This window comes from Polynucleobacter sp. MWH-Creno-3A4, assembly GCF_018881885.1.
Taxonomy (GTDB): Bacteria; Pseudomonadota; Gammaproteobacteria; order Burkholderiales; family Burkholderiaceae; genus Polynucleobacter.
This window is the reverse complement of the sequence record NZ_JACXSA010000001.1, coordinates 1,129,194-1,154,715: the sequence shown is the minus strand read 5'-3', so window position 1 is coordinate 1,154,715 and position 25,522 is coordinate 1,129,194. Positions and strand designations below refer to the sequence as shown.

At 46.2% G+C, this 25,522-nt stretch carries 26 protein-coding genes; 15 read left to right on the top strand and 11 right to left on the bottom strand.

Features of this window, described 5'->3' with window-relative positions; translation table 11 throughout:
* Window positions 1-64 precede the first annotated feature (64 nt).
* The 4 genes from IEN92_RS05940 (at window position 65) to lysS (ending at window position 5,492) form a co-directional block, all read left to right on the top strand.
* Complete coding sequence (locus IEN92_RS05940; protein WP_255539774.1) at window positions 65-1,042, top strand: hypothetical protein; 978 nt, start codon at window positions 65-67, stop codon at window positions 1,040-1,042.
* Entirely contained in the window at window positions 1,039-2,796 is a 1,758-nt protein-coding gene (gene recJ / locus IEN92_RS05935; protein ID WP_216161543.1) for a single-stranded-DNA-specific exonuclease RecJ, read from the top strand. The genes IEN92_RS05940 and recJ overlap by 4 nt, the downstream gene beginning before the upstream one ends.
* Window positions 2,797-2,824: 28 nt before the next feature.
* Window positions 2,825-3,929, top strand: a protein-coding gene (prfB, locus tag IEN92_RS05930; RefSeq protein WP_216161540.1) for a peptide chain release factor 2 whose coding sequence is annotated in 2 segments (ribosomal slippage) — window positions 2,825-2,896 and window positions 2,898-3,929 — 1,104 coding nt in all. Because the reading frame shifts where the segments join, the coding sequence is not laid out codon by codon here.
* Window positions 3,930-3,941: 12 nt separating this feature from the next.
* Window positions 3,942-5,492: a lysine--tRNA ligase gene (gene lysS / locus IEN92_RS05925; RefSeq protein ID WP_216161537.1), complete on the top strand. Its 1,551-nt coding sequence runs from the start codon at window positions 3,942-3,944 to the stop codon at window positions 5,490-5,492.
* 80 nt (window positions 5,493-5,572) lie between these two features.
* Here the strand turns inward: lysS and IEN92_RS05920 are convergent, their stop codons facing one another.
* A complete protein-coding gene (locus IEN92_RS05920; RefSeq protein WP_216161534.1) occupies window positions 5,573-6,049 on the bottom strand; it encodes a disulfide bond formation protein B in 477 nt (158 codons plus the stop codon).
* Between the two features lie 167 nt (window positions 6,050-6,216).
* On the opposite strand from IEN92_RS05920, the gene IEN92_RS05915 reads away from it, so the two are divergent.
* The 6 genes from IEN92_RS05915 (at window position 6,217) to IEN92_RS05890 (ending at window position 11,105) form a co-directional block, all read left to right on the top strand.
* Window positions 6,217-6,993 (top strand): ferredoxin--NADP reductase, encoded by a 777-nt coding sequence (locus IEN92_RS05915; RefSeq protein WP_216161531.1) that lies wholly within the window; start codon window positions 6,217-6,219, stop codon window positions 6,991-6,993.
* A gap of 106 nt (window positions 6,994-7,099) precedes the next feature.
* Window positions 7,100-7,264, top strand: a complete 165-nt coding sequence (locus IEN92_RS05910; protein WP_215375708.1) for a hypothetical protein — start codon at window positions 7,100-7,102, stop codon at window positions 7,262-7,264.
* 15 nt (window positions 7,265-7,279) lie between these two features.
* Window positions 7,280-8,074 (top strand): sulfite exporter TauE/SafE family protein, encoded by a 795-nt coding sequence (locus IEN92_RS05905; RefSeq protein ID WP_215375706.1) that lies wholly within the window; start codon window positions 7,280-7,282, stop codon window positions 8,072-8,074.
* Window positions 8,071-8,799, top strand: coding sequence for a phosphoadenylyl-sulfate reductase (locus tag IEN92_RS05900; protein ID WP_216161528.1), 729 nt, complete (start codon window positions 8,071-8,073; stop codon window positions 8,797-8,799). Before IEN92_RS05905 ends, IEN92_RS05900 begins: the two co-directional genes overlap by 4 nt.
* Before the next feature lie 39 nt (window positions 8,800-8,838).
* The gene (cysD, locus tag IEN92_RS05895) at window positions 8,839-9,762 is read left to right on the top strand and encodes a sulfate adenylyltransferase subunit CysD (protein ID WP_216161526.1); all 924 of its coding nucleotides are present in this window, start codon (window positions 8,839-8,841) and stop codon (window positions 9,760-9,762) included.
* Entirely contained in the window at window positions 9,762-11,105 is a 1,344-nt protein-coding gene (locus IEN92_RS05890; RefSeq protein ID WP_216161523.1) for a sulfate adenylyltransferase subunit 1, read from the top strand. The genes cysD and IEN92_RS05890 overlap by 1 nt, the downstream gene beginning before the upstream one ends.
* Before the next feature lie 145 nt (window positions 11,106-11,250).
* On the opposite strand, the gene fdx is transcribed toward IEN92_RS05890, so the two are convergent.
* The 8 genes from fdx to uvrB form a co-directional block, all read right to left on the bottom strand.
* Window positions 11,251-11,589, bottom strand: a complete 339-nt coding sequence (gene fdx, locus IEN92_RS05885; RefSeq protein WP_215375696.1) for an ISC system 2Fe-2S type ferredoxin — start codon at window positions 11,587-11,589, stop codon at window positions 11,251-11,253.
* A 25-nt stretch (window positions 11,590-11,614) separates the two neighbouring features.
* The gene (gene hscA, locus IEN92_RS05880; RefSeq protein WP_216161520.1) at window positions 11,615-13,480 is read right to left on the bottom strand and encodes a Fe-S protein assembly chaperone HscA; all 1,866 of its coding nucleotides are present in this window, start codon (window positions 13,478-13,480) and stop codon (window positions 11,615-11,617) included.
* Between the two features lie 17 nt (window positions 13,481-13,497).
* Window positions 13,498-14,025 carry a Fe-S protein assembly co-chaperone HscB gene (hscB, locus tag IEN92_RS05875; protein ID WP_216161518.1) on the bottom strand — a complete coding sequence of 176 codons (528 nt, stop codon included), beginning with the start codon at window positions 14,023-14,025 and terminating at the stop codon, window positions 13,498-13,500.
* On the bottom strand, window positions 14,003-14,326 hold the full coding sequence (iscA, locus tag IEN92_RS05870; protein ID WP_215375688.1) for an iron-sulfur cluster assembly protein IscA: 324 nt from the start codon (window positions 14,324-14,326) through the stop codon (window positions 14,003-14,005). Before iscA ends, hscB begins: the two co-directional genes overlap by 23 nt.
* 2 nt (window positions 14,327-14,328) lie before the next feature.
* A complete protein-coding gene (gene iscU, locus IEN92_RS05865) occupies window positions 14,329-14,715 on the bottom strand; it encodes a Fe-S cluster assembly scaffold IscU (protein WP_215375685.1) in 387 nt (128 codons plus the stop codon).
* A 30-nt stretch (window positions 14,716-14,745) separates the two neighbouring features.
* On the bottom strand, window positions 14,746-16,005 hold the full coding sequence (locus IEN92_RS05860; protein WP_370623874.1) for an IscS subfamily cysteine desulfurase: 1,260 nt from the start codon (window positions 16,003-16,005) through the stop codon (window positions 14,746-14,748).
* A 27-nt stretch (window positions 16,006-16,032) separates the two neighbouring features.
* Window positions 16,033-16,602: a Fe-S cluster assembly transcription factor gene (locus IEN92_RS05855; RefSeq protein WP_216161515.1), complete on the bottom strand. Its 570-nt coding sequence runs from the start codon at window positions 16,600-16,602 to the stop codon at window positions 16,033-16,035.
* Between the two features lie 137 nt (window positions 16,603-16,739).
* Entirely contained in the window at window positions 16,740-18,821 is a 2,082-nt protein-coding gene (uvrB, locus tag IEN92_RS05850) for an excinuclease ABC subunit UvrB (protein WP_215376786.1), read from the bottom strand.
* Window positions 18,822-19,053: 232 nt separating this feature from the next.
* Here uvrB and IEN92_RS05845 point away from each other — a divergent pair, with 232 nt between their 5' ends.
* From IEN92_RS05845 to IEN92_RS05825, 5 genes are read left to right on the top strand one after another with little or no spacing between them, the layout of a single operon-like run.
* Window positions 19,054-20,253, top strand: coding sequence for an amino acid aminotransferase (locus IEN92_RS05845; protein ID WP_216161513.1), 1,200 nt, complete (start codon window positions 19,054-19,056; stop codon window positions 20,251-20,253).
* 40 nt (window positions 20,254-20,293) lie between these two features.
* The gene (locus IEN92_RS05840; RefSeq protein ID WP_216161510.1) at window positions 20,294-21,586 is read left to right on the top strand and encodes a polyhydroxyalkanoate depolymerase; all 1,293 of its coding nucleotides are present in this window, start codon (window positions 20,294-20,296) and stop codon (window positions 21,584-21,586) included.
* 53 nt (window positions 21,587-21,639) lie between these two features.
* On the top strand, window positions 21,640-22,332 hold the full coding sequence (rsxB, locus tag IEN92_RS05835) for an electron transport complex subunit RsxB (protein ID WP_216161507.1): 693 nt from the start codon (window positions 21,640-21,642) through the stop codon (window positions 22,330-22,332).
* The gene (gene nth, locus IEN92_RS05830; RefSeq protein WP_216162240.1) at window positions 22,332-22,988 is read left to right on the top strand and encodes an endonuclease III; all 657 of its coding nucleotides are present in this window, start codon (window positions 22,332-22,334) and stop codon (window positions 22,986-22,988) included. The genes rsxB and nth overlap by 1 nt, the downstream gene beginning before the upstream one ends.
* Window positions 22,975-23,406, top strand: coding sequence for a DUF1841 family protein (locus IEN92_RS05825; RefSeq protein WP_251366774.1), 432 nt, complete (start codon window positions 22,975-22,977; stop codon window positions 23,404-23,406). The genes nth and IEN92_RS05825 overlap by 14 nt, the downstream gene beginning before the upstream one ends.
* Here IEN92_RS05825 and IEN92_RS05820 read toward each other — a convergent pair.
* Window positions 23,403-23,843, bottom strand: coding sequence for an HIT family protein (locus IEN92_RS05820; protein WP_215375671.1), 441 nt, complete (start codon window positions 23,841-23,843; stop codon window positions 23,403-23,405). The two genes, IEN92_RS05825 and IEN92_RS05820, sit on opposite strands and share 4 nt — an antisense overlap.
* Before the next feature lie 113 nt (window positions 23,844-23,956).
* On the bottom strand, window positions 23,957-25,255 hold the full coding sequence (aceA, locus tag IEN92_RS05815; protein ID WP_215375669.1) for an isocitrate lyase: 1,299 nt from the start codon (window positions 25,253-25,255) through the stop codon (window positions 23,957-23,959).
* Window positions 25,256-25,522 lie beyond the last annotated feature (267 nt).

Sequence of the window (25,522 nt, the reverse complement as noted above, 5' to 3'; positions counted from 1 at the left end):
CACAGTTTAGACAATTACACGGGCAAACCAATGGAATACCTAAATGCCACCTAAAATCAGGGGAATGACTGCAAATTCCACCTCCCCTCAAAGCGCCCAAAGCAAACCACGGCGCTTTACCCTGATGTTGCCAGGGGAGGATGCCTATGACATCGATGAAGAGTCTACGTTAGAGGATCGTCCGGTCAAAGGACTGCCACATGAGCGTTTCTTACTGGGGAATCTAGTGCCGATCGCACCAGTCCTGCTTTTAGGGCAAAGTACAGAAACCATTAATCCAGATGAAGTCATTGCTTGCTTGCAGCCCGTTCATTTACACCCTACACGCGATCACCTGATTTTGATGGGACAAAACCAGATAGATCTGACAGCAACTGAATCATCTGAGCTCCTCAAAGCTGCCTTACCTTTTATTGAAGAAGATTTTGAAAATCCGATTCTATTTAAAGGGCAGAACTACTGGTTTATTCCAGCAGGTCCGTTTGCCAGTTTGGATAGTTACAGCGTTGATCAAGCCCACGGTCGCAATATTGATTGGTGGATGCCACGAGATACGAATGAGACGGGCATCGCAAAGCGCTGGCGCAAACTCCAAAATGAAATCCAAATGCTTTGGCATATTGGCTCAGTAAATGAAGAACGTGAACAGCGCGGCATGCCGAGTATTAATTCTTTATGGATTAGCGGTATTGGTAAATTGAATGATGTGCAAACCCCCGAAGTGCTCAAAGCATCATGTCATCTCTATGGGCCACACCCTCTGCTTGCTGGTCTGGCAAGGATATTAAACATTCCCCACTCAAATCAATTGAGCGGTCATGATCTGGCGGGTGCGTTTGCCTGGCTAGAGCAAGCAGAAACAATCTGGCCATCATTAAGCTCAGCATTACTCAATAACGAATTAGATGAGCTGCTGATCATCGATTTTCCCAATGGAAAAGTTCGTCAACGTCGCTTCACCATCAAAGACCTGAATAAAAAATCTTGGGCATTCTGGAAAAAAGCAGAACCTCTGACTTGGCAAGAGATCATTTCCTCATGAGTCTTTTCTCACAACGACCATTCTCAGAGCGTACGGCAAGCTGGTTAGAGCAAAGCGGTTTGCATCCACTACTCGCCAGACTTTATGCGGCTCGAGGCCTGGAGTCTCCTGAGGAGCTCTCGCTCGAATTAAAAAACCTCATCTCTCCCACCGAGCTCAAGAATTGCCTCAACACAGCGAGCTTATTAGCAGATATCCTGGAGCGTAAAGAGCCTATGCTCATCGTTGCAGACTATGACTGTGACGGTGCTACTGCTTGCGCAGTAGGTCTGCGTGGCCTACGGATGCTTGGTGGAGCAGAAACTCCCATTCAGTTTCTGGTACCGAATCGCTTTACGATGGGTTATGGCTTAACACCTGAAGTAGTTGAGCTTGCCGCACAACAAATCCCCAAACCCAAATATCTGATTACTGTTGATAACGGCATTGCTAGTGAAGCTGGTGTCGACCGTGCTCGCGCGCTTGGTATGGAAGTGATTGTGACTGATCATCATCTACCCGGTGATCGCCTTCCAAATGCGACCGCTATCGTCAATCCCAACCAACCTGGCTGTAGTTTTCCAAGCAAGGCACTTGCTGGGGTTGGCGTGATGTTTTATCTCTTAGTTGCTTTGCGTGCCGAACTACGTCAGCGTGGAAAATTTACCAACGAAACACAACCTAAAGTTGAAAACTTATTAGATCTCGTTGCCTTAGGCACTGTTGCCGACGTTGCCCAACTAGATCGCAATAATCGCGTGTTGGTCTCTAATGGCTTAAAACGAATACGGGCCGGAGTTTCACAGCCCGGTATACAAGCCTTATTCCAGGCTGCAGGACGAGATCCTCGTAAGGCCAATGCCTTTGACTTGGGCTTTGCCATTGGCCCCCGCCTTAATGCTGCTGGGCGCTTAGCGGATATGACTTTAGGGATACGTTTACTACTGACAGATAACGCTGAAGAAGCGATGACGCTGGCCCAAGAACTAGATCGCATTAATCGCGAACGGCGGGTCATTGAAACCGGTATGCAAGAAGCAGCACTTGCGCACCTTGCTGAAGATCAATTGGCTGGAACCATTGCACAGCGCACCAGCATCTGCCTTTGGAATCCAGAATGGCATCAAGGGGTGGTTGGCATTGTGGCCTCACGCCTAAAAGAGCGCTTCAATCGCCCTGCCATTGTCTTTGCTCCAGCTGATGGCAATACAGGTGAGGAGCTACGTGGGTCAGGCAGATCATTAACAGGATTTCATTTGCGCGATGCTTTAGATTTAGTTTCTAAACGTGAACCTGGTCTCATTTTGAAGTTTGGTGGCCACGCAATGGCAGCCGGCTTAACTATACGCAAAAGTGATTTTGATAAGTTTGATGCTTGTTTTCAGGAAGTAGCAAGCAGCCTCTTGAATGATGAATTACTAGAGCGGCGCCATGCTCATGATGGCGCCCTAGAAGCTTCTGAGTTCACTCCTGAAATTGCCGATCTTCTTGCCGAAGAAATCTGGGGCCAAGGCTTTCCGCAGCCAGTGTTTTATGGAGAGTTTGAGATTGCCCAACAAAGCCTCATGAAAGAAAAGCACCTGCGTCTGATGCTCCGGCCAATTGGCGGGAATCCTGGCAACAAGCCAATCACCGGGGTTTGGTTCAATCGTACCCAAAGCCTGCCAGCTAAAGCCAAACTGGCTTATCGGCTAGTGACCGATCGCTACCAAGGACAGGCCCGTATCCAACTCATGATTGAGGCACATGACGAGAGCCCCGCAATCTCCAAGTAGAGTGCAATAACCCCCTTATAATTAGGGGATGGAAGCTGAACAACTAAACACTATTTCAAATACCTTGTCCGATCTGCTCACCCGTGAGCAAGCTCTTCGGGGGTATCTTTGACTTCGACGTAAAGTCACGTCGCCTTACTGAAGTCAACTCGATACTAGAAGATCCCACTATTTGGGATGATCAAAAGAAAGCGCAAGCCCTCGGCAAAGAAAAGAAATTGCTTGATGGCGTGGTTGCTACTCTCACTGATTTAAATACTAATATCACCAGCGCTCTCGAGCTCTTTGATATGGCTAAAGAAGAAGGTGATTTCGATACGATTGCTGCGATTGAGTTAGATGTTGAAACCTACAGCAAGATCATTAACGATCTTGAGTTCCGCCGCATGTTTCACAATGAGATGGACTCCTGTAATTGCTTTATTGATATTCAAGCAGGTGCTGGCGGTACAGAAGCCTGCGATTGGGCTAGCATGCTGTATCGCCAATATCTCAAGTATTGCGAACGTAAGGGCTACAAAACTGAAATCCTAGAAGAATCTGATGGTGATGTTGCAGGTATCAAGAGCGCTACCATCAAAGTAGATGGTGAATATGCTTACGGACACCTTCGCTCCGAGACTGGCGTACATCGCTTGGTGCGCAAATCCCCGTTTGATTCCTCTAATGGTCGCCACACCTCTTTTGCATCGATCTATGTTTATCCAGAGATTGATGACTCGATTGAAATTGAAGTCAATCCTGCCGATATCCGCACCGATACCTATCGCGCTTCAGGTGCTGGTGGTCAGCACATCAACAAAACTGACTCAGCAGTACGTCTCACCCACATCCCAACAGGTATTGTGGTGCAGTGTCAAAACGACCGTAGCCAACACCGTAACCGTGCAGAAGCCATGACCATGCTCAAGTCACGCTTATACGAACATGAGATGCAAAAGCGTCGTGCCGAACAAGACAAATTAGAAGCAAGCAAAACGGATGTAGGCTGGGGTCATCAAATCCGTTCTTATGTTTTAGATCAAAGTCGCATTAAAGATTTACGTACCAACGTCGAGATCTCGAATACCCAAAAAGTATTGGATGGAGATCTCGATGCCTTTATCGAAGCCAGCCTGAAGCAAGGCGTTTAATTACCTATCTATATGAACGATAAAATCAATTTAGGCACTACACCAGCTACAGAAGCGGTGGATGAAAATCACATCATTGCAGAGCGTCGTGAAAAACTGGCCAAGTTACGCGAGAACGGGGTTGCCTTTCCGAATGATTTTGTGCCGACCCATTTAGCAGCAGATTTGCATACGCACTTTGACAGCCTCACCAAAGAAGAACTGGCTGCGAAGAAAGTTCATGTAAAGGTGGCTGGCCGTATGGTACTCAAACGCGTGATGGGTAAGGCAAGCTTTGCCACCATTCAAGATCGCAGTGGTCAAATTCAGTTCTACATCAGCGATGAACTTAGTGGTGCCGATACCCACGGTGCATTTAAGCACTGGGATATGGGCGACTTTATTTCGGCCGAAGGTAATCTCTTTAAGACCAATAAAGGCGAGCTCTCCGTTGAGTGCAGCAATTTGCGTTTGTTGAGTAAGTCGTTGCGTCCTTTGCCAGATAAATTCCATGGCCTATCTGATCTTGAGACGAAATATCGTCAGCGTTATGTAGACCTCATTGTGAATCCAGAGAGTCGCAATACTTTTAAAGCCCGCAGCAATGCCATCGCTTCATTACGTCGCCATATGCTTGACGCCGACTTCATGGAAGTCGAAACCCCCATGCTCCACCCCATTCCAGGTGGCGCAGCAGCTAAGCCGTTCATTACCCACCACAACGCACTCGACATGCAAATGTTCTTGCGTATCGCGCCGGAACTCTACCTCAAGCGTTTGGTAGTCGGTGGTTTTGAACGCGTCTTTGAAATCAACCGCAACTTCCGCAACGAAGGTGTGAGCCCACGTCACAATCCAGAATTCACCATGATGGAATTCTATGCAGCCTATACAGATTACCGTTGGTTGATGGACTTCACAGAAGGTTTGATTCGTGCAGCAGCGATTGATGCGCAAGGTACCGCAGTGTTGACCCATCAAGGTCGTGAACTGGATTTAAGCAAGCCATTCCAGCGCCTAACGATTAATGAAGCAATTCTCAAGTATTGCGGTCAGTCCGGCAAGAACTACGAAGTGGCTCAATTAGATGATGCTAACTTCATTCGCGCTGAATTGAAAAAAGGTGGCGAGAATCCAGATGCCCCAACACTCAAGAACGCAGGTATCGGTGCCCTGCAACTTGCTTTATTTGAATTGGTTGCTGAAGAGCATCTTTGGGAGCCAACCTACATCATTGACTATCCAATTGAAGTGAGCCCACTTGCTAGAGAGTCAGATACCCGCCCTGGTATTACAGAGCGCTTCGAATTATTTATCACAGGTCGCGAGATTGCCAATGGCTTCTCAGAACTTAATGATGCAGAAGATCAAGCCAATCGCTTTCGCAAACAGGTAGAGCAAAAAGAAGCTGGTGACGAAGAAGCAATGTACTTTGATCATGACTTCATCCGTGCCCTCGAGTACGGCATGCCTCCAACCGGTGGTTGCGGTATTGGTATTGATCGCTTAGTGATGCTGCTGACCGATGCCCCTAATATTCGTGATGTCATCCTCTTCCCTCACTTACGTCGCGAAGAAGAATAAAAATAAAAGCACCCTAGGGTGCTTTTTTATTGATCCGAAATTGAGGGCAGTCGTTTGCCGAGAATCAAATCTTTTATAAGCTAAGGCTTCCTAAAGAAGGTAACCAACAATACCAATAAGAAAACAGCAAACCACAACAATGACCACTCAGGTACCTGCAGGCCTAAAATGGCTGGGAGCTGTGCAGAACATAAACCATCCGCTTTAAATAACCATGGCAAGTTTTGCACTAACTGAAATTGATTAATCCAAGTTTCCAGCGGATCAACACCGCAAGAGCTCTCTGGGTGAGATAAAAGCCAAACTTGACGAGCTGCTAGCAAGAGCCCACCTGCCGCCGACAAAGCAGCAAGACTATGAAAAAGCTTTCTTAAAGGAGTGATCCCGGCTGCCAACAAGCAAGAAAATGCAATCCCAAGATAGCCAACCCTTTGCAAAATACATAGAGGGCAAGGCAAAAAACTGACTCCTTGATAGCCAGTCTGCTGCAAGATCAAAGCGAAAACCACCAAGCCGAAGCTAAAAATAGAGAGCAATAGGTACTGGATTCTTGTCATATCTAGATGATAGCCAAAGAACAAGCCATCTTTTCTAAATCCTCTCTTTATTACTAAAAGTCTGATCTATATCACTACAGAGTCCTATTTTTCAGGGGATTAGTCCTGAAATCACTCCCTAAGAATGGGATAATCACGGTTTTGCCTTTCTTAACTCATACGCATTTATGGCCGCATATCACACCGAAACCGTTCTGACTGTTCACCACTGGAATGACACCCTCTTTAGCTTTACCACCACCCGTAATAAAGGGCTGCGTTTTCGTAGTGGCCACTTCTTGATGATTGGTCTTGAAGTTGACGGCAAACCATTAGTGCGCGCCTATAGCGTTGCCAGCCCTAACTATGAAGAACATTTGGAATTCTTGAGCATTAAGGTTCAAGACGGTCCACTGACATCTCGTCTCCAGAAGATTCAAGTTGGCGACCCTATCTTGGTAAGCGAAAAGTCTGTTGGCACATTGGTATTGGATGATTTAAATCCAGGAAAGCATCTCTACCTATTTAGTACTGGCACTGGCTTGGCGCCTTTCATGAGCATCATCCGCGATCCGGAGACTTATGAGAAATTTGAAAAGGTAGTTTTGATTCATGGCGTGCGCTTAGTAAGCGAATTGGCTTATGCCGACTACATCAGAGATGAACTTACTCAAGATGAGTATCTTGGTGAACTCATTCGTGAAAAACTGATCTACTACCCAACGGTGACACGCGAAGCCTTCAAACACACCGGCCGACTCACTACTGCGATTGAAACTGGTCAACTCTTTAAAGATATTGGCTTGCCACCACTTGATCCAGCAGTGGACCGTGCAATGATCTGTGGCAGCCCATCCATGCTTAAAGAAACCTCTGAAATGCTCGATGCCAAGGGCTTTAAGGTCTCTCCAAGCCTTGGTCACTTGGGTGACTACGTCTTTGAACGAGCCTTTGTAGAGAAGTAATTACCTTATATACCTTAAAGTAATTTAGATATCGCTATATATTCCTTGTGGATATATAGACCCCTTGGTACATTGATCCTAACAAGATAATTACCAAGGAATTTCAATGTCCCCGGTCCGTGAGCATTACAACCCTGTCATTACCCAACTATTAAGGGAGCATGATCGTCTGCCTCATGACAAAGTCGCAGAACGCAAAAACTTTCAACGCCAAATTCTTTTTCTGATGAATGCCATCAAGCTCGAAGAATTCGAACAGTCATTCGCATAAACAGGAAAAAAGATCATGATTCAATTTTTTATAGACTCCTCTCAATTCATTATTTCTGGCGCGCTTGTTGGCCTCTTGGTTGGCATGACTGGTGTTGGGGGTGGATCCCTGATGACGCCATTGCTGACCATTATTTTTGGAGTTGCGCCGACTACTGCGGTTGGCACTGATTTGGCATTTGCTGCAATTACCAAAGGTTTTGGTACAGCAGCACATCGGCTTCATGGAAATGTTCGCTGGGATATTGTTCGTCTGCTTTGCATGGGTAGCCTAACAACCGCAATCATCTCTATCGTGGCTTTGAAATTTATAGGCCCCGTTTCTAAGAATTTCAATCACATCATTAGCATTTCCATTGGTATCTCTGTATTACTCACTGCAGGCTCCCTACTTTTCAGAGCAAAAATTTTGAAATGGGTGCAAGAAAATCCTAGTTTTTTACCAAGCGGCACAAACTTGAAAGCAGCGACCATTATTGTTGGGGCGGTGATTGGTGTCTTGGTAACAGTTTCCTCCATTGGCGCAGGTGCAATTGGTGCAACCTTGATATTAGTCCTCTATCCTTACTTAAAACCTGCGCAAGTTGCTGGCACTGATATTGCCTATGCGGTTCCTCTCACTGCATTAGCTGGATTGGGACACTGGTGGCTCGGAAATGTTCACTTTGATTTACTGTTTGGTTTATTAATTGGATCGGTACCAGCAATCTGGCTTGGCGCGAAACTCTCAAGCACGCTTTCAGAAAAAGTGACCAGAACAACACTGGCTGCAACCTTATTTTTAGTTGGAATTAAGTTAGTTTCCTCATGATTACCCCAGAATTTTGGTCAATTCCACCAAGCACCCTAACGCCAGATCAGCTTGCGGAAAAGTCTGCCGTTTTAAAGCAGCGTTTAGCTGACATTTCCTCACGCTTCTCTGATGTTCGCTTTGCAACCAGTCTCGCTGCAGAAGACATGGTGATTACCGATGCTATTGCTAAGGCTAGCGCCAAGATTAAGTTATTCACATTAGCGACCGGCCGCCTTCATCAAGAAACTGTGGATATGGTTAGAACGACTGAAAATCATTATGGCGTCAGCATTGAAAAAGTTTATCCTCAAGATTCCGATGTACAAGCCTTTGTAGATCAATATGGCATGAATGGTTTTTATGATGGTGAAGAAGCTAAGAAAGCATGCTGTGGTGCACGCAAGATCAAACCACTGAATGCAGCGTTACTTGGTGCCGATGCCTGGATCACTGGCCAACGCCGCGAGCAATCAACCACTCGCACCGAACTCAATTTAGAAGAATTAGATGATGCTAGAGGAATAGCGAAGTTCAATCCTTTATTTGATTGGAGTGAGGCCGATATTTGGGCCTATATCCAACAAGAAGATGTGCCGATCCATCCGCTGCACTTGAAGGGTTATCCCAGCATTGGCTGTGAGCCCTGCACTCGTCAGGTGAAGAAGGATGAAGATATTCGTGCTGGCCGCTGGTGGTGGCTACAAAGCGATAGCAAAGAATGTGGCTTGCACGTCAATCAATAATTCATTCACCATTAAAACTTAGCAGAAACTATTTACAGAATGTCAGAACAAAAATTACTGGATGATCATTTAGATTGGCTTGAATCTGAGTCGATCTATATCATTCGTGAAGTAGTAGCACAGTGCTCCAACCCAGCCATGCTCTTCTCGGGTGGCAAAGACTCTATCGTCATGTTTCATCTAGCACGTAAGGCTTTTCAATTTGGTGATCGGCCTGTGAAGCTGCCATTTCCAATATTGCATATCGATACTGGTCATAACTACCCTGAAGTCATCGCTTATCGCGATGCCGTAGTTGAAAAGACCGGTGTAAAGCTGATTGTTGGTCACGTTGAGGGCTCCATCAAAAAGGGTACTGTGCGATTACGCAAAGAAACTGACTCACGCAATGCCGCACAAGCAGTGACTTTGCTAGAAGCCATTGCCGAACATGAATTTGATGCTCTGATGGGTGGTGCTCGTCGCGATGAAGAAAAAGCTCGCGCCAAAGAGCGCATCTTCTCCTTCCGCGATGAATTTGGTCAATGGGATCCTAAGGCACAGCGCCCTGAACTCTGGAATCTTTACAACGCTCGCATCGCCAAAGGCGAGAACATGCGTGTATTCCCAATCTCCAATTGGACAGAACTCGATATCTGGCAATACATTGCCCGAGAAAAGCTTGAACTTCCAAGCATCTACTACACCCATCAACGTGAAGTCGTGAAGAAGAACAATCTTTTAGTGCCTGTGACCGATGTGACACCAAAAGCCCCTGGCGATATTAGCGAGATTCTCAGTGTGCGCTTCCGGACTGTTGGGGATATTAGCTGCACCTGCCCGGTATTGAGCACTGCAGCCAACCCACTCGAAATTATTGCCGAGACTGCAATTACTGAAATTACCGAACGTGGCGCAACCCGCATGGATGACCAAACGAATGAGGCCTCCATGGAGCGCCGCAAGAAAGAAGGTTACTTCTGATGACTACCAATCAAAATCAAAACGTTGTGCGCTTCATTACTGCTGGTAGCGTCGATGATGGCAAAAGTACACTCATCGGCCGCTTACTGTATGACACTAAGTCTATTTTGGTAGATCAACTGGAATCTCTTTCCAAAACCAAGCATGCTCGTGTAACGTCATCTGACGCCGGCGTTGATTTAGCCCTCTTGACGGATGGTCTTGAGGCTGAGCGCGAGCAAGGTATCACCATTGATGTGGCTTACCGCTATTTCTCAACCCCAAAGCGTAAATTTATTGTTGCTGATGCCCCAGGCCATGAGCAATATACCCGCAACCTGGTTACTGGCGCATCGCAATCCGATGTGGCTGTGATCTTGGTTGACGCAACCCGCGTTGACCTTAATACCACTCCAGCAACCTTGTTAGCGCAAACTAAACGTCATGCAGCGATTGTTCATCTATTGGGACTCCGTCATGTAGTCTTTGCCATCAACAAGATGGACTTATTTGATTTTGATGAAAAAGTCTTTAACACCATCAAGACTTCAATTGAAGATCTCACCCAAAAGATTGGCTTACCTAAACCAAGTTTGATTCCGATTTCTGCATTGCTTGGCGCTAATGTCGTTACTGCCAGTAAAAATACTCCTTGGTATAAAGGCCCAACCCTGCTTGAGTGGTTGGAAAGTCTTGATACTAGCCCTGAATCTGAAAAACTCGCTCTCCGTTTCCCCGTGCAATATGTAGCCCGTCAAGACGGCAGTGCGTCAGATGATTTCCGAGGCTACCTTGGTGAAATTGAATCTGGCTCGATTCGTAAGGGTCAAAAGATTAAGGTATTACCTGCTGACTCAGAGGCTACTGTTGCTGAGATTTACTTAGGCAATCGTGCCAGTCATGAGCAAACCAATGGTAATAATGCTGTTGATTCTGCACAAACTGGGCAAGCGGTTGCAATTCAACTGTCTGAGGATATCGACGTCTCCCGTGGATCACTATTTATTAGCGCGGAAGATAGCAAACCACCAGTACTGAGCAAACAACTATCAGCAGATTTGTGCTGGCTTGATAGTGAGCCGCTCTCATTAAGCCGTAAATATGCTTTGCGTCATACTACTAATACAGTTGGGGCAAAAGTCAAAAATATCCAGAAAGTATTGGATGTCCAAACTCTCTCACATGCAAGCGATGTTCAGGCTCTCTCTACCAATGAAATTGGAAGAGTCGATTTTATTTTGCAAAAGCCCATCGTTGCAGACCTATTCGATCAATCACCACGCACTGGTGCATTTATCTTGATCGATGAAGCAACCAACCATACAGTTGCAGCAGGCATGATTCGGGAAGCAATAGCGCAATAAAGAAAAGCCATCCCGAAGGATGGCTTGAAAGAGATTTTTGGAGGTACTACTTAAAGAACAAACTACAAGTTCATCTTAGTCCTCTATGACAAAGCTATGACAGGACTTTGCATCAAATTGAGCGGTAATGCTTTAATTTGGTGCATTAATGATTCTCTTTGGCATGGTTTATGGAATATTTCGGTATCTCAATCACCAGATTCTCCCTAGCAACAATCGCTTGGCACGATAAACGTGATTGGGGATTAAGACCCCAAGCTCGATCAAGTAAGTCCTCTTCATTCTCATCGGGGGGATTTAGACTCTGATAGCCCTCTTTCACGATTACGTGGCAAGTAGTGCAGGCGCAGACCATATCGCAGGCATGCTCAATCGGAATGTCATTCTCTAGCAAGGCCTCACAAATCGATGTGCCAGGTGCAGCCTCTACTACCGCCCCTTCTGGGCAATATTCACTATGGGGTAATACAACGATTTGGGTCATGATTCTTTTTGATTTTCTTTAGGATTTAAATCTCAGCAACATTTTTACCAGACAATGCTTTCTGTATGGTGGCATTCATACGCATTTGCGCAAAGTCATCGGTTGCTTTAGCAGCATGATCAACCGCCTTGCGAACTACCGCACTATCAGTCTCTTCATTCAGAATCTTTTGCAAAGCGGCCATCTCATGATCAATCACCTCTTGCTCTGCTGCACTGAGAAGATTTCGGTCACTAGCCATTGCAGTTTGCACTGCATCCAGCAACCGTTGAGCATTGACTTGTTCTTCTCTCAATGATCTTGCGAGTAAATCTTCTTTTGCCGCTGCAAAACCATCTTGCAACATGCGAGTAATCTCGCTATCCGTTAATCCATAGGAGGGCTTAATATCAATCGATGCTTGGACGCCAGAGCCTTGCTCTATCGCACTTACAGACAATAGACCATCTGCATCCACCTGAAACGTTACCCGAATTCTTGCAGCGCCAGCGGCCATCGCCGGAATACCGCGCAACTCAAATCTCCCCAAAGAGCGGCAGTCTTGCGCCAGTTCACGTTCACCCTGCACTACTTGAACCGCCAATGCGGTTTGACCGTCTTTGAAAGTCGTAAAGTCTTGCGCTCTAGCAACCGGAATGGGCGTATTGCGTGGAATAATTTTTTCCACCAAGCCGCCCATGGTTTCCAGACCAAGAGACAGTGGGATGACATCTAACAAGAGCCACTGATCATCCTTGCTTTGATTACCCGCAAGGAGGTCAGCCTGCATTGCCGCGCCCAGCGCAACTACTTGATCAGGATTGAGATTGTTGAGCGGCTTAGTTCCAAACAACTCTCCAACAGCCCTCTGCACATTCGGCATGCGAGTAGAACCACCTACCATCACGACACCTTTAATATCTTCAGACTTCAAGCCGGCATCACGCAAAGCTTTTTTACAAGCTGTGAGGGTCTTCGCAACTAAGTTTTGAGTGATCTCAAAGAATTGAGCCTGGCTCACACCGACATTCACTACAGTACCGTCAGCAAGCGTTTCATGAACACGCGCTAAGGGGTTGTGACTGAGTGACTCTTTAGCCTGTTTGCAGGCTTGCAGCAGTTTGCTGTGATCATGAATGGATAAGGGGGGCAATTTAGCTTGCTCAATGACCCAGCAGTAAAGACGATGATCAAAATCATCGCCGCCTAAGGCTGAGTCTCCACCAGTCGAGAGCACTTCAAACACACCTCTACTCATTCTCAGAATGGAGATATCAAAGGTGCCACCGCCTAGATCATATACAGCGTAAACACCCTCAGAGGCATTATCTAAACCATAGGCAATAGCAGCTGCTGTTGGCTCATTGAGCAGGCGAAGCACTTCAATACCAGCTAGCTTGGCAGCATCTTTAGTTGCTTGACGTTGTGCATCATCAAAATATGCAGGCACAGTAATCACTGCGCCCACAATATCATCTGAGACAGAGTCTTCAGCTAGCTGACGTAAGCGTGCCAAGATCTCCGCTGAAACCTCAATCGGACTCTTTTCACCAGCCACTGTTTTTAGCTTTAGCATGCCAGGCTGATCAACAAAATCGTAGGGCGTGCTTTCAATATGTTCTACGTCTTGCACACCACGGCCCATGAATCGCTTCACTGAAACAATCGTATTTTTAGGATCTATCACCACGCTCTCAAGTGCTTCAAAACCAGCCTGAGTTCTGCCGTTTGGCAGATAACGCACTACGGATGGGAGCAGCTCTCTTCCTTGGGAATCCGGCAGCACTTTAGGCAAGGCATCGCGCACGATGGCCACCAAAGAATTGGTAGTCCCTAAATCGATCCCCACGGCAATGCGACGCTGATGGGGCGCAAGAGACTTACCGGGTTCAGAAATTTGTAATAAGGCCATAAGAACTCGAGTGTAATTCAGGCTAGTGCTGCAATAGCATCATCAAGCTCAATAGCGAACTTATCAATAAAGAGTAAGCCTCTCAATAGTTCGGCAGCACGCTGATAATTTTTAGCGCCATCGATGGCCTGGGTAATTTCTGCCAAAGTATCTTCCTTGGCAACTTCTACCTCTGCCATCAGATTTTCCAAGGCCGGTAGATCCTCTGCTTGCTCATCAAGGTTTTCACGCCATTCCATTTGCTTCATGAGGAAGGCTGCTGGCATCGCGGTATTGGTTTCGAGCTTGGCATCAACCCCGTGTAGTTGGCAGATGTAGAGGCCGCGCTGAATAGGATTTTTGAGAGTCTGAAAGGCAGTATTCGCTAAAGTTGCCATCTGCATCGACAAGCGCTGCTCAGCATCACTACCCTGAGCATGACGATCGGGATGAACTTCTTTCTGGATTGCCAGATAAGCCTGATCTAAGGCAGCTAAGTCGATTTTGAATTGCTGATTTAGGCCAAAGAAGCGAAAGTAATCGTCAGACGCGGAAGGATTCGCCACAACCACACTCGTCTTTTACATTTGGGTTTTGAAACTTAAAGCCCTCATTCAAACCCTCACGTACAAAATCCAACTCGGTGCCGTCCAAATAGGCCAAACTTTTTGGATCAACAAACACTTTGACGCCATTAGATTCAAATGCTTGATCTTCTGCTGCGGGCTCATCAACATACTCCAATTGATAAGCTAAACCAGAGCAACCCGTAGTGCGAACACCCAAACGTAAGCCACACCCCTTGCCGCGCTTCTCAAGGTTGCGCTTCACGTGTGCAGCTGCTTTGTCAGTTAAGGTAATTGACATGATTATTGTGCAGGATGCTTTTCTTTGTAATCAGCGACTGCTGCTTTGATAGCATCTTCTGCCAAGATTGAGCAGTGAATTTTTACAGGGGGCAATGCCAACTCTTCAGCAATTAAAGAATTCTTAATCTCCAAAGCCTGATCTAAAGTTTTTCCTTTAACCCACTCGGTAACCAGTGAAGAAGATGCAATTGCAGAACCACAACCGTAAGTCTTGAACTTAGCATCTTCAATCACACCTTGGTCATTTACGCGGATTTGTAGTTTCATGACGTCGCCGCAAGCTGGCGCGCCAACCATCCCAGTGCCAACACTATCGTCACCCTTTTCGAAGGAGCCAACGTTACGGGGGTTTTCATAATGATCGATGACTTTGTCGCTATATGCCATGGTATTTCCTCTTTAATTTCTCTATATCTTTTAGTGTGCAGCCCATTGAATCGTGCTTAAGTCGATTCCGTCTTTAAACATTTCCCACAGTGGTGAAAGCTCACGCAACTTAGCAATCTTCTCTTTTACCAACTTGATCGTGAAATCTACTTCCTCTTCAGTGGTAAAGCGGCCAAGAGTAAAACGGATTGAACTGTGAGCCAATTCATCATTACGACCTAAAGCACGCAATACATAAGAAGGCTCTAGAGACGCAGATGTACAAGCTGAACCGGAAGAAATTGCCAAGTCCTTGAGTGCCATCAACATAGATTCCCCTTCAACATAGTTAAAGCTAATGTTGAGGTTATGGGGAACACGATGGTCCATATCGCCGTTGACATAGACTTCTTCAATATCTTTTAAGCCATTCAACAAACGATCGCGCAGTGCACGAATGCGCTTATTTTCTTCAGCCATCTCAATGCGAGCAATGCGAAATGCTTCACCCATACCGACGATCTGGTGAACCGCCAAAGTGCCAGAGCGCATACCGCGCTCATGACCACCACCATGAATTTGAGCTTCGATACGAATACGGGGCTTGCGACGCACAAACAAGGCGCCAATACCTTTTGGACCATAAGTCTTGTGGGCAGAAAAACTCATTAAATCAACTTTGATTTTTTCGAGATCGATTTCTACCTTGCCAGTGGCTTGTGCTGCATCGACATGAAAAATCACGTTACGTGAGCGACATAAGTCGCCGATGCGAGGTATGTCTTGCACTACACCGATTTCATTATTGACATACATTACTGAGGCCAAAATCGTGCCAGGCTTCATCGCCGCTTCTAGCTGCGCAAAATCAATCAAGCCGTTTGGTAATACATCCAAATAGGTCACTTCATAGCCTTCACGCTCAAGCTCACGGCAAGTATCTAAAGTAGCCTTGTGCTCAGTTTTAACGGTAATGATGTGATTGCCACGATCTTTGTAAAAATGCGCAGCACCCTTGAGGGCCAAATTAATACTCTCGGTAGCGCCACTAGTAAAAACGATCTCTCTTGGATCGGCATGTACAAGTTGGGCAACCTCTGAACGCGCCCACTCGACAGCCTCTTCAGCAGCCCAGCCGTAGGCATGACTACGAGAAGCAGCATTACCAAATTGCTCACGCAAGTACGGCAACATTTTGTCGACGACCCGAGGATCAATTGGGGTAGTAGCTGAATAGTCCATATACACGGGAAAGTGCTTAGGACTAAACATCGGAACCGGTTGCTGTGGCAGGTCTTGTGGTGCGTTCATGATTTACTTATTGTTGAATAACTTCTATTAACTTTGGCGCGCCAGATTAAATACAGAATTCACTAGCGGCGCCTTAGCGGGAACTTCTTTTTTCGCTGCAAGTGCTGGGGCTGTCTTTGTAGCCTTACTACTTTCAACTTTGATTTTCTTTTGACGCATATCCTGAATGACTACTGCGCGCCCTTCTTGCTGTTGCACTAAGTCACGCAAACTCACCGAGCTTAAGTACTCAACCATTTTGAGATTGAGATTACTCCAGAGATCATGAGTCATACAGTGACCGTGTTGATCTTCATCGCTATGACAATTGCCTTTTCCGCCGCATTGAGTGGCGTCTAATGGCTCATCAACCGCCACAATAATGTCAGCCACACTGATTTCGTCAGATTTACGCGCTAGGGTGTATCCACCCCCAGGTCCGCGAGTGCTCTCAACAATATTGAAGCGGCGTAATTTGCCGAACAATTGCTCTAGATAGGAAAGGGAGATCTTTTGTCTCTGGCTAATTCCAGCCAAAGTTACAGGACCATGCGCTTCGCGCAGGGCTAAATCGATCATTGCGGTTACTGCAAAACGGCCTTTAGTGGTAAGTCTCATATGTCACCTTGGTAATGGATTGTTATGGACAGCTAACAGTCAGGTGGGTAATACCCGACCATTCCACTCAACTTTACCATATGACCCAGCAAACTGCTCGGGAATTATCCCAAATAACCCTGATGGAATCCAGAAAATCAGCCTATAGAGTCCCGGGAACGAGCCCCAAAGGCCATTTCCTTGACCTTAGTGAGGCGATCACGGGTGCTGGCGGCCTTCTCAAACTCCAAATTCTTGGCTTCGGCATTCATTTGCTTCTCTAGACGCTTGATTTCACCCGCTAGGTCCTTCTCACTCATATCCTCATAGCGCGCCCGCTCCTGCTCGACCTGCATCTCCTGGCGCTTCTCCTTGACGTCATAGACGCCATCAATAATGTCCTTAATGCGCTTTTGCACCCCTTTGGGCTCTATGCCGTGGAGCTTATTGAAGGCAATTTGCTTGGTACGGCGTCTTTCAGTCTCGCCCATGGCGCGTTTCATGGAATCGGTAATCCGATCAGCGTACAAAATGGCTTTACCGCGTACATTGCGGGCTGCGCGACCAATTGTTTGGATCAAGCTACGCTCAGAACGCAAGAAGCCTTCTTTATCAGCATCCAAGATGGCTACCAAAGATACCTCCGGAATGTCCAAACCTTCACGTAGCAAGTTAATGCCTACCAATACATCGAATACGCCCAAGCGCAGGTCACGCAAAATTTCTACGCGTTCAACGGTGTCAATATCAGAGTGGACATAACGTACCTTTACGCCGTTATCAGAAAGGTAATCGGTTAGCTGCTCAGCCATGCGTTTCGTCAGTACAGTCACTAAAACACGCTCACCCACTTTGACACGTTCATGAATCTGACCGAGTAAATCATCTACTTGCGTGCTTGCAGGTAGCACTTCAATTTCTGGATCAACCAAGCCAGTTGGTCGCGCTACTTGTTCAACGACTTGACCTTGATGGGTATTTTCGTAATCAGCAGGAGTTGCAGAAACAAAAATAGTTTGACGCATCTTTGTTTCGAACTCTGTAAATTTGAGTGGGCGATTATCCATCGCTGAAGGCAAGCGGAAGCCAAATTCCACCAAAGTATGTTTACGCGATTTATCACCGTTATACATCGCATTGAGCTGTCCAATCAGGACATGACTCTCATCTAAGAACATCAAGGCGTCGTTTGGTAAATAGTCCACCAGGGTAGGTGGGGCCTCACCGGGGGCAGCCCCTGATAGGTGGCGGGAATAGTTCTCAATCCCCTTGCAAAAACCTAATTCATTGAGCATTTCCAGATCAAAGCGGGTACGCTGCTCTAAGCGTTGCGCTTCTACTAACTTACCATCCTTCACAAACTCATCTAAGCGTGTGCGCAATTCAGTCTTAATCGTTTCGATTGCCTTCAGAACCGTTTCGCGTGGCGTGACATAGTGCGAACTTGGATATACCGTAAAGCGCGGAATCTTTTGACGGATCTTGCCAGTAAGCGGGTCAAAGAATTGCAAACTCTCGACAACGTCATCAAATAATTCAACGCGGACAGCCAATTCATTATGCTCAGCTGGAAAAATATCAATCGTGTCACCGCGTACCCGAAATACACCGCGCTTGAAATCGGTTTCGTTACGGTCGTATTGCATCGCAATCAAGCGCATCAAAATATCGCGTTGGCTCATTTTGTCGCCTGGACGAAGTGTCATCACCATACTGTGGTAATCACCGGGATTTCCAATGCCGTAGATTGCAGAAACAGTTGCTACGATGATGACGTCACGACGCTCTAATAAACTCTTGGTTGCCGATAAGCGCATCTGCTCGATGTGCTCATTAATCGATGAATCTTTTTCGATGAAGAGGTCGCGCTGGGGAACATAGGCCTCAGGCTGGTAATAGTCGTAGTAACTGACGAAGTACTCCACCGCGTTTCTAGGGAAAAACTCCCTAAATTCACTATAGAGTTGAGCAGCCAAGGTCTTATTTGGGGCAAAAATAATGGCTGGGCGTCCAGTCCTGGCGATCACATTGGCCATAGTGAAGGTCTTTCCAGACCCAGTCACACCTAGGAGGGTTTGGAAGGTTAAGCCGTCTTCAATCCCTTCGACCAAGGCCTGAATCGCCCCTGGCTGATCCCCTGCTGGTGGGAATGGCTGATAAAGCTGATAAGGCGAGTCTGGAAAACTGACAAATTTAGCCGGATCAAGGTCGTGACCCGCCTCACCCAAGGGATCGGCCATGGGTTTCTTGAGCTCTTCTTTTATCGCAGAATTTGGTTCAATTTTGGGGGACTTAGGGGGCATCTCGGCTATCATTTCATCTGTGAGTTGTCTTCACAGCGAATTTTGTACAAACAATGATTTTGCCGTTTTTATTTGGAAATAGTTGATCCTGACTTCAAAAACAGACAATTAAACTCAATTTAACGTCAATTACGAGTAAAACCCTCCCTAAACCACCTTTTTGACCCCAATGACCCTGTTTACCTCTGTCCAGTTAGCCCCTAAAGACCCTATTTTTGGCCTCACAGAAGCCTACGTTGCAGATCAACGTTCTGACAAAGTAAATCTTGGTGTTGGTGTGTATTACACAGACGAAGGCAAGATCCCTTTACTAAAAGCAGTGGTTAAAGCAGAAGAGGAGCTTGTTGCCAAGCATTCACCTCGCGGCTACATTCCAATCGAAGGTCCAAATCCCTACAACAGCGCCGTTCAAAATCTTTTGTTTGGTACGAACTCTGCACTACTCAAAGATGGTCGCGTTGTCACAGCTGAATGTATCGGCGGTACAGGCGCCTTACGTGTTGGTGCAGACTTTATTAAGCGCCTCAACCTCAATGCACCTTGCGCCATTAGCAACCCAACATGGGAAAACCATCGCGGTATTTTTGAGGCTGCTGGATTTGAGGTTGTTGAGTACACCTACTTTGATAGCAAGACACACGGCGTAGATTTCACTGGCATGGTGAAGTCTTTAGAGTCCTTCCCAAAGAACACCACCGTTCTTTTGCATGCCTGCTGTCATAACCCAACTGGTGCAGACATTACTGAAGCGCAATGGCGTCAAGTGATTGATATCTGCAAAGCGAAGGGTCTGATTCCCTTCTTGGATATGGCTTACCAAGGCTTTGCGGCAGGCATTGAACAAGATGGTCTGGCAGTGCGCCTCTTTGCTGAATCCGGCATGTCCTTCTTTGTTTCCAGTTCTTTCTCAAAATCGTTCTCACTTTATGGTGAGCGTGTTGGTGCCCTATCGATTGTGACTGAAAGCAAAGAGGAATCAGCTCGTGTGATGTCACAATTAAAGCGCGTCATCCGCACAAACTATTCCAATCCGCCAACTCATGGTGCTGCAATTGCAGCAGCGGTATTAACTTCACCAGAACTTCGTAAGCTTTGGGAAGATGAGTTGGCTGAGATGCGTACTCGTATCAAAACAATGCGTCATGAGCTAGTTCAAAAACTCTCTGCCGCTGGTGTGAAAGAAGATCTTTCATTCATCGAAGAGCAACGCGGAATGTTTTCTTACTCAGGCTTAACGGCTGAGCAAGTTGAGCGCCTTCAGAAAGAAGACGGTATTTATGCCCTCTCCACTGGACGTATTTGTGTTGCAGCGCTCAACACAAAAAATATTGATAAAGTTGTAAAAGCAATAGCCCGCGTATTGGCCTAACAAGGTGTCATAAGCGGTTAACAGAATTACCGGAGGTTCCATGCTATATCAGTTACACGAGTTCCAAAAAGCATTGCTTCAACCCATGAGTTCATGGGCACGCGCCGCCTCTGAAGCGCTCATCAATGCCTCTAACCCAGCATCTAAGGTTCCGGGATCCGAACGTTTAGCTGCCAGCTATGAATTGCTCTACCGCTTAGGTAAGAGCTACAAAAAACCCGAATTTGGTATTCGCTCTGTAATGGCTCATGGTCATGAGGTTGCTATTCATGAGGTCACTAAGCTCTCAAAACCATTCTGCAATTTAGTGCGCTTTAAACGCTTTTCTGATGATGTTGAAACCATCAAGGCACTGAAAGATGATCCTTCTGTATTGGTAGTTGCTCCAATGTCCGGGCACCACGCCACTTTGCTACGCGATACCGTACGCACGCTTTTACAAGATCACAAGGTCTATATCACCGACTGGATAGATGCGCGCAATGTTCCACTGGAAGATGGCGACTTTGGTCTCGATGACTATGTGCATTACATCCAAGAATTTATCCGCCACATTGGCGCAGAAGATTTGCATGTGATCTCCGTTTGTCAGCCAACAGTTCCGACATTGGGCGCTATCTCACTCATGGCTTCTGCTGGCGAAGCAACTCCAGCTTCGATGATCATGATGGGCGGCCCAATTGACGCCCGTAAATCACCAACAGCGGTAAACAACTTGGCCGAGCAAAAGTCTTACGACTGGTTTGAAAGCCATGTGATCTATAAAGTGCCGCCATCTTATCCTGGCGCCGGTCGCAAAGTCTATCCAGGCTTCTTACAACACACTGGCTTTATTGCCATGAACCCACAAAACCATTTGCAATCCCATTGGGACTATTTCCAAAACCTCGTGCGTGGTGATGAGCAAGACACTGATGCACATATTCGTTTCTATGATGAATACAACGCCGTATTAGACTTAGATGCGAAGTTTTATCTAGATACGATCAAGACGGTGTTCCAAGACTATGCTTTGCCAAATGGCACTTGGACAGTTGCAGGCGATCTCGTGAAGCCACAAGATATTCAAAAGACTGCGTTGCTTACTGTTGAAGGTGAGCTAGATGACATTTCCGGAAGTGGTCAAACCCGCTCAGCGCACGGCCTGTGCTCTGGCATCCCTAAAGAACACAAAGACCACTATGAAGTAGCTGGTGCAGGACATTATGGTATTTTTTCTGGACGTCGCTGGCGCGAAAAGGTGTATCCAAAAATTAAATCCTTTATTCGTGACCACCATGTCGTGAATAAAAGAAATCACACTAGACCGCCTAGCTTAGAAGGCTCTAACTAAATACCAATGAGTGGGGGCTAAGGCCCTCACTTTTTTGATGTATTCGCCCAGCAATGAAAACCACACAAGCGAACGAACTTACTGATCGCTTGGAGGATATCCTTCCTCAAACCCAATGCACGAAATGCGGCTATCCAGATTGCAGAGGCTATGCTGAAGCTCTCGCTAGCGGTGAAGCACTACCAAATCGGTGCCCTCCTGGAGGCGTTGAAGGTATTCAAAGGCTCAGCAGGATTCTGGCTCCAATCTATCCCCAAGACGCCTTTGATCTGCACCCCACAATTGATCCTGAGTGCGGCATAGAACGTCCTAGGCCCATAGCCTTCATCGACCCACAAAAATGTATTGGTTGCACCTTATGTATTCAGGCATGCCCAGTTGATGCCATTGTGGGAGCTTCCAAACAAATGCACGTCGTTCTCACGGAATGGTGTACTGGTTGTGATTTGTGTATTCCGCCCTGCCCAGTCGATTGCATTAGCATGATTGATGTCACCGGTGATCAAACTGGTTGGAACGCATGGTCAAGCGATCTGGCAGATATTTCGCGTAAACGCTATCACGATCGAGAGCAACGTCTTGATAGAGAGAAAAAAGATAACGATGAGCGTTTAGCTAAAAAGGCAGCTGCAAAATTAGCAGCAGTAAATGCTGACCAGCCAAGATCGGATGCAGAAAAGCAAGAGCAGGAACGCAAACGCGCCATCATTGCTGCAGCTATTGCTCGGGCACAACAACAAAAATGATGAACCCAGAAAAACGGCGAGCTTTTTTTGAGCAACTCAAAGCCAATAATCCAAAACCCACCACAGAACTCGAGTACAACTCCCCATTTGAGTTACTTATTGCCGTTTTACTCTCCGCACAAGCAACAGATGTCTCAGTCAACAAAGGTACGCGCAAACTTTTCAAGATTGCCAACACTCCACAAGCCTTATTAGATTTGGGAGAGGAAGGGGTAAGGCCCTTTATTCAGCACATTGGTTTATTTAATTCTAAGGGCAAGCATATTCAAGAGACCTGTCGTTTGTTAATAGATAAGCATGCTGGAGAAGTGCCGCAAACTCGGGAAGAATTAGAAGCCCTACCAGGAGTGGGCCGAAAAACAGCAAACGTGATTCTGAATACCGCATTTGGGCAGCCCACTATTGCAGTCGATACTCATATCTTCAGGGTGTCGAATCGAACCGGCTTAGCGCCGGGCAAAGATGTGGTGAAGGTTGAAGAACAATTACTAAAACGGGTGCCAAAAGAATATCTTTTGGATGCCCATCATTGGCTTATTTTGCATGGCAGATACACTTGCAAAGCACGCAATCCAGATTGCGCCCAATGTATAGTTGAGCCACTGTGTAGCTTTAAACAAAAAACTGGCAAGGGAAAAGTTCGTGGCAATATTTAATCCAACCCGTGAAGAGGTGCGACGCTTTTTCTGCGACACTTGGAAGAAGAAAACGGATGGTCACATTCTTGATTCCATGGAAACTATGGCTAGTGATTGGATGGCAGAACATCCTGAATACCATGCCATCCTCTCCGATCCTGAGGGTGCTTTAGAGCAAGATTACACACCAGAACGGGGAGAAACCAACCCCTTCTTACATCTTTCGATGCACCTTTCGATTAGCGAACAGATATCGATCAATCAGCCGCCAGGTATTCGTGAGATTGCTGAAAAACTGACTCAAAAAACAGGTTCAAAACACGAGGCACAACACCTCATGATGGAATGCTTAGGGCAGGTAATGTGGGAAGCCCAGCGCGACGGTGGGCAGCTTAGTCCAGACAAATATCTCGAGGCGCTTAAAAAACTAGCCTAAATTAAAGAAGCAATCTCCGCTTTAATTGCATCAGGTAATTGGGCAGCTTTTCTTTTTCGCTCCTCTAAAACAGCTGCGGGAGTTTCTTGAACTCTTTGAGACCAAGCAGTGCTGGGATAAAAAGCATCGTCTTTATATCTCGGAATGACATGCCAATGAATATGGGGAACCATATTTCCTAGTGAAGCAACATTCACCTTATCGGGATGCATGATGTGTCGTATTGCCTCTTCTACGGCAAACACTAAAGTCATGAGGTGCTCACGCTCACCATAGCTCAGATCTGTCATCTCAGGGACATGTCGATTCCAGATCACCCTGCAAAAACCTGGCAGATCAGGATCATTTACGAGGATGACACGACAGTCATCACCACGCCAAATCAACTGGCCCTCTTCGGGCTTGAGATCATCTTTACAAAGTGTGCAATTTGCCATGGGAAGAATGTATACGAAAACGGCATCTAAGTCATCCTTGTGGGGTAATTTAGATGCCGCGGCAGTAAAGGCACAGTAGTACTGCGCTGCTACTACGTACTACTTAGGGATTCTTAATGGAACTGCTCTTCTTCAGTAGAACCAGTCAATGCAGTTACAGAAGACTTGCCACCTTGAATCACGGTAGTAACGTCGTCGAAATAACCAGTACCAACTTCTTGCTGATGTGAAACGAAGGTATAACCACGATCACGTGCAGCGAATTCTGGCTCTTGAACTTTCTCAACGTATGCAGTCATGCCACGCTTAGAGTAGTCTTGCGCCAAGTCGTACATGTTGTACCACATAGAGTGGATACCAGCGAGAGTAATGAATTGATATTTGTAACCCATTGCACCCAACTCACGTTGAAACTTCGCAATCGTTGCATCGTCCAAGTTTTTCTTCCAGTTAAATGATGGTGAGCAGTTGTAAGCCAACATCTTGCCTGGGAACTTCGCACGAATAGCTTCAGCAAATTGACGAGCAAATTCAAGATCAGGTGTACCTGTTTCACACCAAACCATATCAGCGTAAGCAGCGTAAGCTAAACCACGTGAAACCGCTTGGTCCAAGCCCTTACGAGTCTTGTAGAAACCTTCTGGTGTGCGCTCGCCTGTCAAGAATGGCTTGTCGTTTTCATCATAGTCAGAAGTCAACAAATCAGCGGCTTCAGCATCGGTACGGGCCAAGATGATGGTTGGCACGCCCATTACGTCTGCCGCCAAACGTGCAGAGATCAATTTCTGTACAGATTCTGCTGTAGGCAACAATACCTTACCGCCCAAGTGACCACATTTTTTCACTGAAGACAATTGGTCTTCGAAGTGAACGCCGGCAGCACCTTGCTTGATCAACGCTTTACTCAATTCAAATGCATTCAATACACCACCGAAGCCCGCTTCAGCATCGGCAACGATTGGTGCGTAGTAATTAATATAGCCAGCATCGCCTGGGTTAATGCCTTTAGCAGTTTGAATCTCATCAGCACGTTGAAATGAGTTATTAATACGCTCAACCATCTTAGGTACTGAATCCACTGGATACAAAGATTGGTCTGGATACATCGCTGCATAAGAGTTACCGTCAGCAGCAACTTGCCAACCAGACAAATAAATTGCTTGAATACCTGCTTTAACTTGCTGCATTGCTTGACCACCAGTCAAAGCACCTAAGCAGTTAACGTAAGCTTCATTGTTTACCAAGTCCCAAAGCTTCTCAGCTCCATGCTTAGCCAATGTGTGCTCAATCTTTAATGAACCACGCAGACGAACAACGTCTTCTGCTGTGTAGCCACGGGTAATACCTTTCCAACGTGGGTTGGTATCCCAATCTTTTTGAATTGCTGCAATTTCTGCTTTGCGATCTGCCATGTTTTTCTCCCTAAGTTAAACAGGTACTTCAATAATGTTGGACCATTTGGACTGATGAAGAAGCCAATCAAGTCTTATGTCTTATATAAGAGTTTAGACACTTCAAGAAAGCTAGCAAGAAAAATTTACAGTATTTGCAAAAATAATAAAGCTATTAAAAACAGTAACTTATCTTTTTATTTTTATAATGCGAAAGATTAGATCACTGTTTGAAATGAACTCCAGCAGAATATATTGCACTGCATTTTACGCAGCGTAATGACATTT